This is a genomic window from Catenulispora pinisilvae (assembly GCF_015356865.1).
GTDB lineage: Bacteria > Actinomycetota > Actinomycetes > Streptomycetales > Catenulisporaceae > Catenulispora > Catenulispora pinisilvae.
Genome location: NZ_JAAFZA010000026.1, coordinates 17,892 through 32,087, shown reverse-complemented (window position 1 = coordinate 32,087; position 14,196 = coordinate 17,892). Strand labels below are relative to the sequence as shown.

The following is a 14,196-nucleotide window of genomic DNA, read 5'->3' as shown; positions in this document are numbered from 1 at the left end:
AACGCCCGGGAAGCCCTTGGGCTGTGTGAACTGCCGCATCCGTTGCGGCCGCAGGAAGCTGCCGGCTGCGTCGCGGCAGCACGGTGATTCTCCAAGCGAGAGGCTTGACACAGATGTCACGAGCGAAACACCGCGCGGGCATGGCCGGCGCACTGTCCGGCATACTCGGGCTCGCCCTGCTGGTGATGCCGGCGCCACCGGCCTCGGCCGCCATCGAGGTGGTCCACAAGTGGCTGACGACCTCAGACCTGAGCCAACACCTGACCCAACAGGCAGACCTCGGTTTCTCCGCGTCATCCGGCTCGGGGACCATCAACGTCGACGACACGCAGAAGTTCCAGAGCATCGTGGGCTTCGGCGCCGCGATGACAGACTCCTCGGCCTGGTTGTTGTCCGACAAGCTCAGCGGCACCGCTCATACCAACCTGATGAACGCGTTGTTCAGCCCCAGCCAGGGCATCGGCATGAGCTGGGTCAGGGTTCCCATGGGCTCGTCCGACTTCTCCGCCACGGCACAGCCGTACTCCTACGACGACAACCTCTCGGCATCCACGGGCACGACGGTCGGCGTCGGTTCGGGACGCTGCCTGGACGACACCGGCAACCCCGCGAACGGCACGCAGATCTACATCTGGGACTGCGCCGGCGGCAACCCGAACCAGCAGTTCGCCTACACCAGCGGCTCACTACTGCAGATCGCTGGCAAGTGCCTGGACGCCAACGGCCAGGGCACCGCCAACGGCACCAAGGTGATCCTCTGGACGTGCAACGGCCAGCCGAACCAGCAGTGGAGACTCAACGTCAACGGCACGATCACCGGCGTGCAGTCCGGTCTGTGCCTGGACGTCTCCGGCGCGGCCACGGCCAACGGTTCGCTGACGCAGTTGTGGACCTGCAACGGCCAGACGAACCAGGGATGGACCCGGCCCGACCCCTCGCTCGCGAACTTCACGATCGCGCACGACCTGCAGTACATCGTTCCGGACCTGAAGGAAGCGCTCGCGCTCAACCCGGGGCTGAAGCTCATGGCGAACCCGTGGAGCCCGCCGGGTTGGATGAAGGCAAACGGCCAGATGAACAACACCAACCACGCCGGAACGCTGCTCGCCACCAGCTACGGACCCCTGGCGCAGTACTTCGTGAAGTTCCTCCAGGGCTACGCTGCGCAGGGCGTCCCGATCTCCGCGATCACCGCGCAGAACGAGCCGACATACCCCTCGGCGTACCCGGGTATGGAGTTCAGCGAGCAGAACGAGGCCGACTTCATCGCGAACAACCTCGGCCCCGCCCTGGCCCAGGCGAACCTCTCCCCGGCGCTGCTCGGCACCGACTTCAACACCGACGTGCTCGGCAGCTTCGCCGAGCCGCTGATGCAGAACGCCGGCGCCGCCAAGTACCTGGCCGGAACGTCCTGGCACTGCTACGCGGGCAACCTGAGCGCCATCAGCACCATGCAGGCGGCATTCCCGACCAAGGACAACTACGAGACCGAATGCTCTGACGGCATCGACCCGCAGAACGCGATCGAGACCTTCATCCAGAGCACCCGCAACTGGGCGCGGACCGCCACGATGTGGAACATCGCCCAAGACCAGAACAACGGCCCGGTGATCCCCGGCGGCTGCAACGCCTGCACCCCGCTGGTCACCGTCAACCAGAGCACCGGGAACGTGACCTACAACGCCGGCTACTACTCCGTCGGCCACTTCAGCAAGTTCGTGCTCCCCGGTGCCAAGCGCATCGCCTCGACCACCACCGCGAGCCTGGTCAACGACGACGCGGACGAAGGCGAGGTACAGCAACCGAATCCACATGATCAGAAATCATCCCGACGGGATCGCCAGCGGGCAGGTGGGGCACGGCGTGCTGCACGGTGAACAGCTGCCCGCAGGTGTTCACCGTGCAGACCCGGTCGAAGTCGGCCGGCGTGATCGTCTCCAGCGCGCCGAAGTGCTCGACGCCGGCGCGCCGAAGTGCTCGACGCCGGCGCAGGAGGCGACCACGTCCAGGTGCCCGAACTCGGCCACTGTCCGCTCGATCAGCGCCGCTGTCTGTCCCGGGTCGGCGACGTCGGCCTGGACGGCGATGGCCTGACCGCCCATGGCGGCGAGTTCGGCCGCCAGCGCATCCGCGGCCTCCTGGTTGCCGCGATAGCCGATCGCCACGGCCGCGCCCTCGGCGGCCAGCCTCCGGGCCACGGCCGTGCCGATGTCGCGGCTGCCGCCGGTCACGACGGCCGCCTTGCCCACGAAACGTCCCTGCTGCGTGGTGGCAACCATTGCTCTACGTCCCTGTTCTCATTCGTCTCGGAGCATCGAGTAAGAAGGCGTAGCCTCACGGCCGCCTCGGGACGGGTTCGGCCCGCACACGGCTTCAGGTCCGTGTTGCCAGCGCCTTCTCGATCCAGGCGTGGATGGCCGGCTCGGCGGCGGGTTCGCCCATGTGCGCACGGCCGCCCAGCACGATCAGGTCCGTGTTGTCGCCCCGGGTTCCCGCCAGGATGCTGTCCTCGATCGGGAAGATCGAGTCCTCCACCCCGTTGATCAGCAGTAGCCGGCACGCCGGCGAGGCCAGCACGCCGGAGTCGGCAAGGCTGAACCGGTGGGCTTCGGCGGCGTAGGCGGCGACCGCCTTCGCAGGGTCCGGATCCCGGTAGCCGAACTTGTGCGCGAGCGCGTCGGCCAGAGCGAACGGGAACTCCATCTGGTTCTGTGCGCTGATCCAGTCGGCGTCGAACATGTGGTGGTATCCGCCGCCGTGCGCCACCACCGCGAACAGCCGGTCGGCGTGGGTGTGCGCGATGCGCACCGCGTGGTACCCGCCGGTGCTGACGCCCCGGGCGAGGATCGTGCCGGGGTCGAACCCGAACTCGGGGGCGCCGGCGACGATCCAGTCCAGGATGCTGCTGATCAGCCGGTCGTCCGACGTCGGGTCGTTCGGCGCCGCCGGGCAGTCGCCCGTGCCGGGGATCTCGAAGGTGAGCGTGGCAAGGCCACGGTCGAGGTGCGCCTGGATGGCCGCGTTCTGGTCGGTCCGGTAGCCGTCGAGGCCACAGATGTACAGCAGGACGGGCCACCCGGCTGCCGGCCGCGGCCCGCCGGGCACACGCAGGTAGGCCGGGATGTCGCCGGCGCGGTCGCCGGCGGCGATGTCGGCGTGCCGGAACGGGATCGCGACGGGGACGTTCGGCGGGTCCAGCAGTTCGGTGCCCCGCTCGTAGGCGGCTTTGCCCTTCTCCCACGCCTGCCGGCCAAGCGGTGAGCGGACGACGGGGACCCGCGCCACCCGGTAGACGGCTGCCGCTCGCAGGAACAGCTCCCGCGCCTCCTCGGTCGAGCCCTGCTTCGCGGCTTCCTGCGCGGCGAGGGTGAGGCGGTCGCCGACCGGGAGGAACGGCGCGGCGTAGTCGTCCGGCCGGTACAGGATGCCCGGGTCGTCGCCGGAGACCGCGCGCAGCTCGGCGAAGATCGGTTCGAAGTCCTCCAGCCGTCCGTCGCCGAACGGGTAGATCCCGGCGGCGCACGGCTGACGCCACTTCTGTGACCACAGCGCCGACACCGACTCGTGGTGCGCGAACACGGGGAAGCCGTCGCGCAGAGCCGCGGCGGTGGACTGGACGTGGAACGGCATGGGTTCTCCTCCAAAAATTACTTCACTCTCGAAGTAATCAACATCCTAACTCGCTTCGGCCGCGAAGCAAAGTGCCCTCCGTGAGACCTACGCCATAGCAATGGTTTGAGTTCGCAGCGCTATGCTGGCCGGATGAGCCAGAGCCGCCCCGATCCGGAAACCGAGGCCCGGCGCGGCGACCGGCACGACGACGACGGGCCGCTGGATCCGGTCGAGCTGAAGACCCTGATCGCGCTCATGGACTCCGTCAACCTGCTGCACTTCCGCCTCGAACAGCAGCTGCGCGCCACGGCCGATATCAGCTTCGTGCAGTTCCAGCTCCTGGTCCGGCTGCGCGACGCGGGCGGGACGCAGAGGATGACCCAGCTGGCCGACGGCGTCGTCTACAGCCGCAGCGGAATGACCTACCAGGCCTCGCTGCTGGAGAAGCTCGGCCTGATCACCCGCTGCCCCGACCCCGCCGACGCCCGCGCCACCGCCGTCGCGCTGACCGACGCCGGCCACGCGGTGCTACTCGACGTCCTGCCGGGGCACGTGCAGCTGGCCCGCCGCCTCCTGTTCGACGCACTGACCGGCGACGATCTGCCCCAGCTGGCCGAGATCATGACGCGGGTCGGCGACCACCAGCGCGCCCAGCCGCCCCGCTCAGCCGATTCGCTCCGGCGCCGCGGCGACAACGCCGAAGCCTGACCTTCTCCGCAGCGGGCTTCGACCCGCCTACTTCGCTGCCGCCACGGCTTCGGCGAGACCGGGTCAGCTAGCGGTGGTTTGTAGACTGTGGCCTGGTTTCGCAGTATCCGTACATATAGGGAGTGGTGGCGCGGGGCTGGGTTTGTGCAGGTGGTGGGGATGACAGCGAGGAAGCCGAGTCCTGCGGTGCAGCGGCTGAGATTTTGGGGGCGCAGCACGATGCGCCGGCGGGCCTTGCGGTCGGCCAATGCGCGGTAGACGTCGCGCACGGCGGTGAGCGGGTACGTTGCGGTGATGGGGATGTCCGGGTCACTGGTAGCGGCGAGGGCGGCCAGTTCGGCGAGTGCCGGGGCACACCGGCATTGGTCGTTCCGAGAGATTTGACGCCCCTGTCCTTGGCTCCGCGATAGTCGACGACGGTGTCGACGCGGTCCAGTGGGACGCCAAGCTTGATGGAGTTCTTGGCCCCGGGGTTAGGCTGGGGTGCCCCAGCTCGCCCGATTCGTCAGGTCTCGCCGCGGGTTCGGGCGACAAGACGTGCCTCGATGTTCCGCAGGGTCGAGATCGCGGCGTCGATCTCGGCGTCTTCGGAGTCGGTGAGAGCCCCCTCCATGAGGTTGCTCCAGGTTGTACGCAGTCGTTGCAGGTTCTCCTGCGCCTTGTCTGTGGGAAAGAGCAGCACGCGCCGCGCGTCCTGGGGATCGACGTCGCGTCGTATGTAGCCGGCCTTCTCCAGGTTCCGCACCGCCCGGCTGAAGTTGCTGGAGATCAGCTGCGTGGCCTCCGCCGCCGCACTGACCGTGGTGCCCGGGTGCCGGTCGATGTAGCGCATCACCGCCCCCTCCATCGGCGTTCCCGACTCGGCTGCGGCCTCCTTGGACGCCTGGATGTGGCGGCCCACCGCCAGAATCAGGTCGGCGAGCTCGAACAGCCGCGAAGTCTGTTCCTCATCCATCCGTCGGGACCTCCGTCGTCGCCGCGTGACTGCCATCGCGTGATTGCTATCAATTGACAACGAATTCTGCCGTGGGCTAGCTTTGCTGTCAATTGATAAGCATCACGCTGCGCGGCCGGCGACCGAGCCGCCGGCGGCGCCGATGGAAAGGGCGGCCACCATGACTCTCATCGCCATCGAGGAACACTGGATCATGCCGGAGCTCACCTCCGCCCTCAAAGCCCTGCCGCGGCCGGACGAGAGCCTGGCCTTCAACGAGATGGGCGACCACCGGCAGCGGCTGGAGGACCTGGGCGACGGCCGGATCGCCGCGATGGACGAGCAGGGCATCGACGTCTCGATCCTCGCCCTGACCCCGCCCGGGACGCATCCGCTGCCGCCCGACCAGGCCCTGCGGCTCAGCCGCGCCGCGAACGACACGGCGATCGAAGCCGTCGGCAAGCACCCGACCCGGCTGCGGGCGCTGTCGACGCTGCCGATGTCCGCCCCGGAGCACGTCGCCGGCGAACTCGCCCGGGCCGCCGCGCAGGGCCACGTCGGCACCATGGTCTACGGCCGCTGCGGCGAGCGCTTCCTCGACGATCCGGTCTACGAGGACTTCTTCGCTGCCGCCGCGCGCCTCGGCCAGCCGGTCTTCATCCACCCGCAGATCCCCTCCGACGCCGTCCGCGACGCCTCGTACCGCGGCTTCGACGCCGTCACCGACCTCGGCCTGGCCACCTTCGGATGGGGCTGGCACCTCGACACCGCCACCGCCGCCCTCCGGCTGATCCTGGCCGGCACCTTCGACCGGCACCCGGAGCTGCAGATCGTCCTCGGCCACTGGGGCGAGATGCTGCTGTTCTGGCTCGACCGCGCGGACAGCCTCTCGCGCGTCGCCGGCCTGCAGCATCCCGTCAGGCACTACATCCGCACGAACTTCCACATCACCGCATCCGGCATGCTCAACCCGGCGCTCCTGCAGTACGCGCTGACCGTCACCACCATCGACCGGCTCATCTTCTCCACCGACTACCCCTTCCAACACCCCACCCGGGACGAGATCACCACGTTCCTCACGCACTTCGCCACCGACGAGGACCGGCAGAAGTTCACCGCGACCAACGCCACAGCCCTCTACGGACTCGAACTCTGACCAGTGCGAAGCGTTGAGGTCTTCCGAATCCTTGGGCCAGGGCTGCGAAGGCACTCAGAGAGACGCTCGACTCCATCGTGAAGGGAACAGCAAGGACTTCTCCGCGAAATGAACCGCACCGGGATCGCGCCACACTCCTTGGTTTGGCAGCAGGTCAAGCAATGGGTCTTGACCTGCTGTCAAAGCTATCGTCGTGGCGGGAACCCGGTACGGTTCAGCGCTACGGCAAGCTTTACCGTCATTGGAGCGGCATGTTCCTGGGGCGGTGAGGGCCGCGGCTTCCCGGGTGTCTGTGGGTAGGTGTCCGGGAAGTCTTCGGTTCGGTTGTGGCCCGTCGGCTACCTTGCTCCGTCCCGTGCTACGGACAGGGCGAGGTCACGATGCGCGTCGTGTTCGGCGAGTCGGGCGACGAGTGTTGCGCGCACGTCGTTATAGGTGTCGGGCCCCAGGGGCAGGCGCAGCGGAGTCGCCGTGGTGTCGACGAGGTCGATCATCGCGCCGGTGATCCTGCGCGGGTCGTTGGGGAGCGGGAATGTGCCGTTGTCTTTGGCGCGTCGTACGTCGCCGGCCGGGGTCTTGTCGTATTCCGGCATGGCCGGTGCGGTGTCGAGAGAGTCGCCGAAGCCGGTCGGCGTCGCGCCCGGTTCGACGATGGTGAGGCTGATGCCGAACGGGGCGATCTCGCGTGCCACTGTCTCGCAGAAGCCTTCGATGCCCCACTTGGAGGCGTGGTAGTAGCCGAAGCTCGGGTAGGTGGTCTGACCGCCGGCGCTGGAGACCTGCAGGATGCGCCCGTGCCGCTGTGCCCGCAGGTGCGGCAGCGCGGCGCGGATGACGTGGATCGAACCCAGGAGGTTGGTGTCGATCACTCGCTGGATCTGTTCGTCGGCGGCCTCCTCGACGGAGGCGAAGAAGCCGTAGCCGGCGTTGTTGACGACGACGTCGATCGTGCCGAGCCTCTGGAACGCGTCGTCCACGACGCGCCGTACCTGCTCGGTGTCGGTGACGTCGAGCCGCGCGGTCCAGAGCTGATCGCCGTATTCGGCGCGCAGATCGTCCAGCGCCTCGGGGCGGCGCAGAGTCGCCGCGACGCGGTCCCCGCGCGTCAGCAGTTGCTCGGTGAGCAGGCGCCCGAAGCCGGACGACGTGCCGGTGATGAACCAGGTGAAAGTCATGATCTCGCCCTTCGTCGGTGTCGTCCCCGACGCTAGGAGTTCGAGTCGACTCGAAGTCAAGCTCGTACACTGGCGCCATGACGACCGCCGCGCAGTCCACCCTGACCATCGGCGAGGTCAGCGAGCTGACCGGGCTGACCACCCATACTCTGCGCTTCTACGAGCAGGAGGGGTTGTTCTTCGCACCGGTGCGACGCAACGCCGCGGGACGGCGCGTGTTCACTCAGGACGAGGTGGCGTGGCTGAGGGTGTGTACGAAGCTGCGCTCATCGGGAATGCCGCTGCCGGAGATCCGCCACTACGCGCAGCTGGTGCTTCAGGGCCCTGGCACTGAGGTCGAGCGGTTCGAGATCCTGCGCCGCCACGAAGCCAAGGTGCAGCAACAGGTCGCCGATCTGCAGGAAGCCCTAGACGTCATCCATGGGAAGGTCGAGCTCTATGCCCGCCGCCTCGCCGCCGGTACCGCCGACCAGCTCTGGCGCAACGGGCCCGAGTGCGATCCGCCTGCGGACGCCGGCTGAAGCCGGTTTCCGGTAGGGCCGTGATGCGGGGTTGGCCATCGTAGTCCGGGCGGGAGCCCGGTGCCGCGTCGCCGAGCTGGAAGCCGATCGCTGCACACGCCATGGTGCCCGGCTCGCCGTAGTCGCTGAACGGCAGCCGGTCCGCGGCGACGCGCAGGTCTTCGGTCGTGTTTTGGGCCGCGGTCTCGGGGACGATGAACCGGTCCCTGATCAGAGGCCAGCCGCGTCCTGGAACGTTCCGCTGCTCAGGACGTGATCTGGTCCGTCGCCTTCGACTGCGCGGGCGTTCCCGTCGTGGCCGAGACCGGTTTCGGGGTCGAGTTCGCTGCCGTGGGCCGCGTCCACGTCGGAGCCGCGGCACCGGGGCCGGTGCTCCCGCTGGACCCGGTGCCGAACGCCGTCACCGCGGCGGCGGCCACCACGCCCATCGCCGCAGCTCCGGAGCCGATGCCGACCCGTGTCGCCGTCGGCGTACGGCGCCGTCGTGCATCATCGCCGCCAGCGGCGTCGAGCGGATGCTGAGGTCCCGAGTCTCGTGGGCCGAAGCGGCCGCAGTCCCTCCATGATCTGCAGGCCCCCAACGGCTGGCCTCCGGGAGATGACGGCAGCTTCCGTCGCGATCCGCCAGCGCCAATGCCTCGTCGTTCGATCGCCAAGAAGACATGAGCTTCACCATCACCACAGGACAGCAGCTTGAAGGCCCCTCACTGCTGGTGCCCCGCACCGGTACTGCCTGTGCAACCTGGTGAGTAGACAGCGTCCGGCGGTGATGCCCTGGCGCGTCCCGTCGCAGCACTCAGATCTTCCACGTGCTCGCCGCTCGGCGCTTCATAGCACAAGCGGACGGCCGGCCCGGACGGACTTCTCGGCGCCCTCAGGCAAGCGGCCCATGGTCGGAAGGTGATCGAGCGGATTCGGATCACTTATAGCCGTACGCCTCCCAACTCGTGAGCACCCGCTCCTGGATCTGCGCCGGCCAGCCGTTCTCGAAGCTGCCCTTCACCGGCCGGGTGCCGTTCGGGAAGAGGTCGGCGAGCAGGCAGTTGTAGATCACCTTGCCGGCCATGAAGGTGTGTTGTTCCTCTTCCGACAGGTAGACCGCCAACTGCATGCTCACCTTGTGCGGGAAATGGAACTCGCCGCGCTCGGGGTGGGAGCGGGTCGCGAAGGCCCAGACCACCTGGCTCAGGTCGGTGATGTCGACGTCGTCCTCGACGACCAGGATCTTCGGGGCGTTCACCGACGGCTTGCCGGCGAAGATGACGTCCGCGATCCGTTCGATCAGCTCGGCCGACGAGAGCTTCGAGGTCTCGTGCCAGTCGCCGCGTACCGAGATCGTCAGCCAGTGCACCGCGGCCTCGAAGTTGTACCAGCAGGAGGCGATCGGCAGGTCCGCCTCGCGCAGCAGGTACAGGATCTCCGCCGCGCTGGTCGTGCCGATGATCGTGTGGTCCTCCTCGACCGGCGGTCCGGCAGCCACCACCGGCTGGATCGCGTCGTCCCGGTAGGTCACGGCCGTGACCCGGAACAGCGCCTTCGGCGAGGCGTCGGTGGCGATGTAGCCGGGGAACTCGTTGAACGGACCCTCCATGACGGTCTCGTCCAGGGAGATGTAGCCCTCGACGACCATTTCGGCGGTCGCCGGGACCAGCAGGTCCACGGTCTGCGCCGGCACGAGTTCGATCCCCTCGCCGAACAGGGCCCCCAGGTAGTGGCTTTCGTCCTCGCCCTGCGGGATCGGCATGCCGCCGACGAACGGCAGGCCCGGCTCCACACCGATCGCCAGCGCGATCGGCATCGGCTTGCCCTCGGCGGCCCACAGGGCGCGGATGATGCCGAGGTGCTGCGGCGCGGGGATCAGGCAGGCGAGCGTGTCCCGGCCGGCGATCATCATCCGGTTGATCGACCAGTTCGTCCAGGACCCGTCGGGCGTGCGGACGATGTTCATGCCATAGGTCTGGAGGTACCGTCCGCCGTCGTTGCCGTGGATCAGCGGCGTGGGGAACGCGAACAAGTCGATGTCGTCGCCGACCATGATGTTCTGCTTGCACGGCGCCGAAGCCGCGTCCACTACCACCGGCGGTATGCCGGGCTTGGAACGCGCCGCCGCCAGGGCCTCCACGATCTCCTGGCCGGTCGCCTCCGCGGGCAGCCCGACGGCCAGGGCGATCCGTGCGAACCGGTGCTCGCCGGAGCTCAGCGCCCCGGGCGCGCCGAACAGGCGGAACCCAGTGTCCTGATATCCGGTGAGGTTGGTGAACAGCGGCGCCGGGGCCAGGAGGTCGTAGGACCGCCGGATGACCGCTCCGGCTTCGAGGTTCCAGTCGACCTCGGCGTCGATCCTCTGCACGTCGCCGATCTCCTCCAGTGCGGCGATGAACTCTCGCAGGCTCTTCAAGTGCGTCATGGTCTTGTCGCTTCCATTTCGATCCGGCGGTGAGGAGCCGGGGATAGGTCGGGTGGGCGGACCGCTCGGGGCTACTCGCCCCAGCGGGGAAGGTCCGGAACGTCGATGCCGAGGAGGTCGAGCGCGCGGCCCGCGGTGTGCTCGACGATCGCCTCGACGCTGTCGGGTCGGAGGTAGAAGGCCGGCACCGGCGGCATGACGATCGCGCCGGACTCGGTCGCGGCGGTCATCGCCCGCAGATGCCCGAGGGTCAGCGGCGTCTCGCGGACCAGCAGGACCAGCCGCCGCCGTTCCTTCAGCGTCACATCCGCGGCCCGGGTCAGGAGGTTGTCGCCGTTGCTGTAGGCGATCGCCGACAGGGTCCTGGCGGAGCAGGGGGCGACGATCATTCCGGCGGTGCGGAACGAGCCGGACGCGATCGCCGCGGCGATGTCGGCCGGCCGGTGGGAGACGTCGGCCATGCCGGCGAGGTCGCGGGCGTCGAGGTCCGTTTCGTAGGCGCGGGTCTGCTGCCCGGCGGGCGTCACGACCAGGTGGGTCTCGACGCCGGCTTTGCGAGCGAGTTCCAGAACCTTGATCCCGTAAGCGATCCCCGTCGCGCCGCTGATCCCCACCACCAGGCGCTTCGGATCCCCGATCGGGGATATGCCGTGCATAAGCGTGCTCCTCAAGCCGATCGGAGATTCTGTGGCCGGTCGTCGTCCCGCGGTACGCACGAGAGTCTTGATCATCGTCGCCGGTGCGGGCAACCGATCCGTCAGTATGTGGGACAGGTACGGGACAGAGGTGGGACAGACCGTCCGCCCGGCGCTCCGGGACGAAGGTCCACTAGGGTTCGTCCGGATCTTCATGGCGGGGGTCGACGCTTCCGGGAGGTGGCGCGGTGGGTGAGAACGGGGCTGGAGCATCGCGGTGGGTGCCGTCCGGCGAGGATCCGGCGGCGAGGCTTGCTGCCGAACTCCGGAGCATGCAAACGGCGTCGCAGCGCCCTCTGCGCGAACTCGAACGGCCGCTGCACACCAGCTCTTCGTCGCTGTCCCGCTACCTGACCGGGCGTTCGCTGCCGCCGTGGCCAGTGGCCGAGGCGCTGTGCCATCTGGTCGGCCGCGATCCTGAGCCAGTGCGGCACCTGTGGGAGGCGGCCCGCAACGGGCCGGGGTCCGTCACGGCGCCGACGGCGCGGAACGACCTGCCCCGCGACACCCTGGACTTCGTCGGACGCACGCGGGAGGCGGAACTACTGCTGGACCGTCGCGGGGTCTGGGTGATCGACGGTATGCCCGGCGTCGGCAAGACAGCCCTCGCGGTCCGCGCGGCCCACCTTTTGGTGGATCAATACCCCGACGGACAGTTCTACGTCGACCTGCACGGCTCCCGGGATCCGTTCCCCACCCACAGCGCCTTAGAGAATCTGTTGCTCGCTGTCGGTGTACCGGCCAAGCGCATCCCCGACAATCCCGACGCACGGGCCTCTCTGTGGCGGGCCGAGCTGGCCGCCCGCCGGTCGGTGGTCGTGGTGGACGACGCCGGGAGCGCCGAGCACGTCTACCCGCTGCTGCCCGGGACGGATTCGAGCACGATGCTGATCACCAGCCGTCGCCGCCTGATCGGGCTGGAGAACGTGCGCTCGCTGTCACTGGATGTGCTCTCGCCCGCGGAGGCCGTCGAACTGCTGACCGTGGTCACCACCGATCGACGCACGGCCTCGGCCGGGGACGATGAGGCCGAACGCGCGGCGCGGGCGGAGATCGCAGAACTCTGCGGCTATCTGCCGCTGGCGGTGCGGATCTGCGCGGCACGCCTGAACCACCGTCCCACCTGGACCGCCCAACGGCTGGCCGACCGTCTGCGACAGGAGAGCCGGCGTCTGGTCGAACTCGACGCGGGCGACGGAGGGGTGGTCGCGGCTCTGACTCTGTCGGCGGAGCAGCTCGACGTCCGGGCGCGGCATCTGTTCGCCCTGCTCGGTTCGGCTCCCGGTCCGGTGGTCGACACCTTCGTGGCCGCCGCCGCGGCAGACGTCTGCTTGGAAGACGCCGAAGACGTCCTGGAAGCACTCACCGACGCACACCTGCTGGAGCCGTGCGGAGCCACGCGATACCGGCTGCACGACCTCACCCGGGACTACACGCGGAGCCTGGAAGTCTCCGACCGCGAGACTGCGCAGCGCCGGATCCTCGACTACTACCTGCACTGCGTCAAGCGAGCCGTTCAGCTTTTCGACCCCTTCCAGGCCCAGGCCGCCGCCGCAGCCTCGGCCTTCGAGCCCGATCCGCCGGCCCACACCCCGGACTTTGCCGACCGGGACGCGGCCGAGGCCTGGCTGGACCGCGAGATCGACAACCTCCTCGGCGCGGCCCGGGACGCCCTGGCCCACGGCGCCCCTCAGCACACCATCGCGCTGGCACGGCAGGCGTACGCGTACTTCCAGCGCGCCGGCCGGACCCAGGAATGGGTCGCGATGAACCAGCTCGCCGTGGCCGCGGCCCGAGCCGTCGGCAGCCCCGACGACGAAGCCTGGGCCCTGCTCGTCCTCGGCGTAAGCCACCGCCGCGCGGGCGACACGGATGCGGCCCTGGCCGCGCTGCGCACCGGAGCCGAGGTAGCCCGCCACAACCCGACGGTCCCGGCACACGGCAGCCTCCTGCACGCCCTCGCCCTGACGACCGGAGACCTCTGGCAGCTCGACGAGTCGGCCGCCGCGTCCCGAGCGGCCATCGCGGCCTTCGACGCGGCCGGCAACCCGACCGGCGCGGGCATGGCCAGAACCGGCTACGCCATGCTGCTGTTGCGACTCGGCCGTCCCGACGAAGCCGAGCAGCTGACCCGAACCGCCCAGAAGACGTTCGAAACCACGGGGTACGACGTGGGCCGGGCCCTGGCCGCGGTCCGCCTGGGGGACATCGACGTCGCCCGCAGACACTTCGCCCCCGCCATCGAGCACTACCGCCAGGCCATCGACCAGGCCCGACTGCTCGGCCACCGGGAACTGGAAGCCAACGCCCACAACGCGGTGGCCGTCGCACTGCGCCGGAACGGCGACACCGAGGCAGCCACCGAGCACCACGAGCAGGCCCGCGGCGTGGTCGAGACCGACGGCCACCAGGGGGAAATGGCCTTCCTCATCGACGAGGCCCGCACCCACCTGGCAGCCGGCCGCACCGCGTCGGCCGAACAGGCCGCGAAGCAGGGCCTGGAGATCGCCCGAGCCCGCGGCAACGCCTACGAGCAGGCCCGCGCCCTACGGACGATCGCGGCCGCGCGCCTGGGCGACCAGCGCATGGCTCGGCGTCTCGTGGCCGAGGCCGAGACCTTGCTCGCCGCTATCGGCGCGAGCGATGACCTCGATGACGTGGACGACGTGGACGACGTGGACGACCCCAACGCGTGGCGTCCATCAGACCGCGTCGACACGGGCGATCCTGACGGCTCTCACGGCCCGGCCACCTCGAACGAACCGGAGAACCCCTGATTCTGAACCGCGATCCTCCGAGCCGGTCGTCGCAGCCGCGTTCCGCAGCGATGTGGCGAAGTTCGTGCACTCCGGCCGTGCTGTCCCGTCTCGGACGATCTGGCCCGCGTCTTGAGTGATGTGGTCCGTTTCGCTCGGAGTCTCCAACGATCTGGTCCGCCAGGGGCCGCTTCATCCGTTCTCAGTGAACGCGAAGGAGTGATAGCTTCTT

The 14,196-nt window shown here is 68.9% G+C and carries 12 protein-coding genes; 6 read left to right on the top strand and 6 right to left on the bottom strand.

Annotated features, from left to right (window positions below; all coding sequences use genetic code 11):
- The first annotated feature begins 113 nt into the window (after window positions 1–113).
- Window positions 114–1,877 (top strand): ricin-type beta-trefoil lectin domain protein, encoded by a 1,764-nt coding sequence (locus IZR01_RS53100; protein WP_194923676.1) that lies wholly within the window; start codon window positions 114–116, stop codon window positions 1,875–1,877.
- A gap of 18 nt (window positions 1,878–1,895) precedes the next feature.
- On the opposite strand, the gene IZR01_RS09935 is transcribed toward IZR01_RS53100, so the two are convergent.
- Together IZR01_RS09935 and IZR01_RS09930 are read right to left on the bottom strand one after the other, a co-directional pair.
- Window positions 1,896–2,279, bottom strand: a complete 384-nt coding sequence (locus tag IZR01_RS09935) for an SDR family NAD(P)-dependent oxidoreductase (protein WP_228559120.1) — start codon at window positions 2,277–2,279, stop codon at window positions 1,896–1,898.
- A gap of 94 nt (window positions 2,280–2,373) precedes the next feature.
- Window positions 2,374–3,630, bottom strand: coding sequence for an alpha/beta hydrolase family protein (locus IZR01_RS09930; RefSeq protein ID WP_194891739.1), 1,257 nt, complete (start codon window positions 3,628–3,630; stop codon window positions 2,374–2,376).
- Window positions 3,631–3,762: 132 nt separating this feature from the next.
- Between IZR01_RS09930 and IZR01_RS09925 the strand changes: the two genes are divergently transcribed.
- A complete protein-coding gene (locus IZR01_RS09925; RefSeq protein ID WP_194891738.1) occupies window positions 3,763–4,320 on the top strand; it encodes a MarR family winged helix-turn-helix transcriptional regulator in 558 nt (185 codons plus the stop codon).
- A 505-nt stretch (window positions 4,321–4,825) separates the two neighbouring features.
- On the opposite strand, the gene IZR01_RS09920 is transcribed toward IZR01_RS09925, so the two are convergent.
- On the bottom strand, window positions 4,826–5,275 hold the full coding sequence (locus IZR01_RS09920; protein ID WP_194891737.1) for a MarR family winged helix-turn-helix transcriptional regulator: 450 nt from the start codon (window positions 5,273–5,275) through the stop codon (window positions 4,826–4,828).
- Between the two features lie 160 nt (window positions 5,276–5,435).
- Here IZR01_RS09920 and IZR01_RS09915 point away from each other — a divergent pair, with 160 nt between their 5' ends.
- Window positions 5,436–6,410 carry an amidohydrolase family protein gene (locus IZR01_RS09915; RefSeq protein WP_194891736.1) on the top strand — a complete coding sequence of 325 codons (975 nt, stop codon included), beginning with the start codon at window positions 5,436–5,438 and terminating at the stop codon, window positions 6,408–6,410.
- Between the two features lie 338 nt (window positions 6,411–6,748).
- Here the strand turns inward: IZR01_RS09915 and IZR01_RS09910 are convergent, their stop codons facing one another.
- Entirely contained in the window at window positions 6,749–7,585 is an 837-nt protein-coding gene (locus IZR01_RS09910) for an SDR family oxidoreductase (protein WP_194923675.1), read from the bottom strand.
- A gap of 77 nt (window positions 7,586–7,662) precedes the next feature.
- Here IZR01_RS09910 and IZR01_RS09905 point away from each other — a divergent pair, with 77 nt between their 5' ends.
- Both IZR01_RS09905 and IZR01_RS09900 read left to right on the top strand, forming a co-directional pair.
- Window positions 7,663–8,106: a MerR family transcriptional regulator gene (locus IZR01_RS09905; RefSeq protein WP_194891734.1), complete on the top strand. Its 444-nt coding sequence runs from the start codon at window positions 7,663–7,665 to the stop codon at window positions 8,104–8,106.
- A 252-nt stretch (window positions 8,107–8,358) separates the two neighbouring features.
- Window positions 8,359–8,628 carry a hypothetical protein gene (locus IZR01_RS09900; RefSeq protein ID WP_194923674.1) on the top strand — a complete coding sequence of 90 codons (270 nt, stop codon included), beginning with the start codon at window positions 8,359–8,361 and terminating at the stop codon, window positions 8,626–8,628.
- 397 nt (window positions 8,629–9,025) lie between these two features.
- Here the strand turns inward: IZR01_RS09900 and IZR01_RS09895 are convergent, their stop codons facing one another.
- Both IZR01_RS09895 and IZR01_RS09890 read right to left on the bottom strand, forming a co-directional pair.
- A complete protein-coding gene (locus IZR01_RS09895) occupies window positions 9,026–10,513 on the bottom strand; it encodes a UbiD family decarboxylase (RefSeq protein ID WP_194923673.1) in 1,488 nt (495 codons plus the stop codon).
- Window positions 10,514–10,584: 71 nt separating this feature from the next.
- Complete coding sequence (locus IZR01_RS09890; RefSeq protein WP_194891731.1) at window positions 10,585–11,169, bottom strand: UbiX family flavin prenyltransferase; 585 nt, start codon at window positions 11,167–11,169, stop codon at window positions 10,585–10,587.
- Between the two features lie 227 nt (window positions 11,170–11,396).
- Here IZR01_RS09890 and IZR01_RS53095 point away from each other — a divergent pair, with 227 nt between their 5' ends.
- On the top strand, window positions 11,397–13,985 hold the full coding sequence (locus IZR01_RS53095) for an ATP-binding protein (protein WP_323746966.1): 2,589 nt from the start codon (window positions 11,397–11,399) through the stop codon (window positions 13,983–13,985).
- The last annotated feature ends 211 nt before the right edge of the window (window positions 13,986–14,196 follow it).

Bases quoted from the DNA above. Each gene is read 5' to 3' on its own strand.
- IZR01_RS09930 (WP_194891739.1), bottom strand. From the start codon at position 3,630: ATGCCGTTCCACGTCCAGTCCACCGCCGCGGCTCTGCGCGACGGCTTC.
- IZR01_RS09910 (WP_194923675.1), bottom strand. From the start codon at position 7,585: ATGACTTTCACCTGGTTCATCACCGGCACGTCGTCCGGCTTCGGGCGC.
- IZR01_RS53100 (WP_194923676.1), top strand. From the start codon at position 114: ATGTCACGAGCGAAACACCGCGCGGGCATGGCCGGCGCACTGTCCGGC.
- IZR01_RS09895 (WP_194923673.1), bottom strand. From the start codon at position 10,513: ATGACGCACTTGAAGAGCCTGCGAGAGTTCATCGCCGCACTGGAGGAG.
- IZR01_RS09920 (WP_194891737.1), bottom strand. From the start codon at position 5,275: ATGGATGAGGAACAGACTTCGCGGCTGTTCGAGCTCGCCGACCTGATT.
- IZR01_RS09935 (WP_228559120.1), bottom strand. From the start codon at position 2,279: ATGGTTGCCACCACGCAGCAGGGACGTTTCGTGGGCAAGGCGGCCGTC.
- IZR01_RS09890 (WP_194891731.1), bottom strand. From the start codon at position 11,169: ATGCACGGCATATCCCCGATCGGGGATCCGAAGCGCCTGGTGGTGGGG.
- IZR01_RS09905 (WP_194891734.1), top strand. From the start codon at position 7,663: ATGACGACCGCCGCGCAGTCCACCCTGACCATCGGCGAGGTCAGCGAG.
- IZR01_RS09925 (WP_194891738.1), top strand. From the start codon at position 3,763: ATGAGCCAGAGCCGCCCCGATCCGGAAACCGAGGCCCGGCGCGGCGAC.
- IZR01_RS09915 (WP_194891736.1), top strand. From the start codon at position 5,436: ATGACTCTCATCGCCATCGAGGAACACTGGATCATGCCGGAGCTCACC.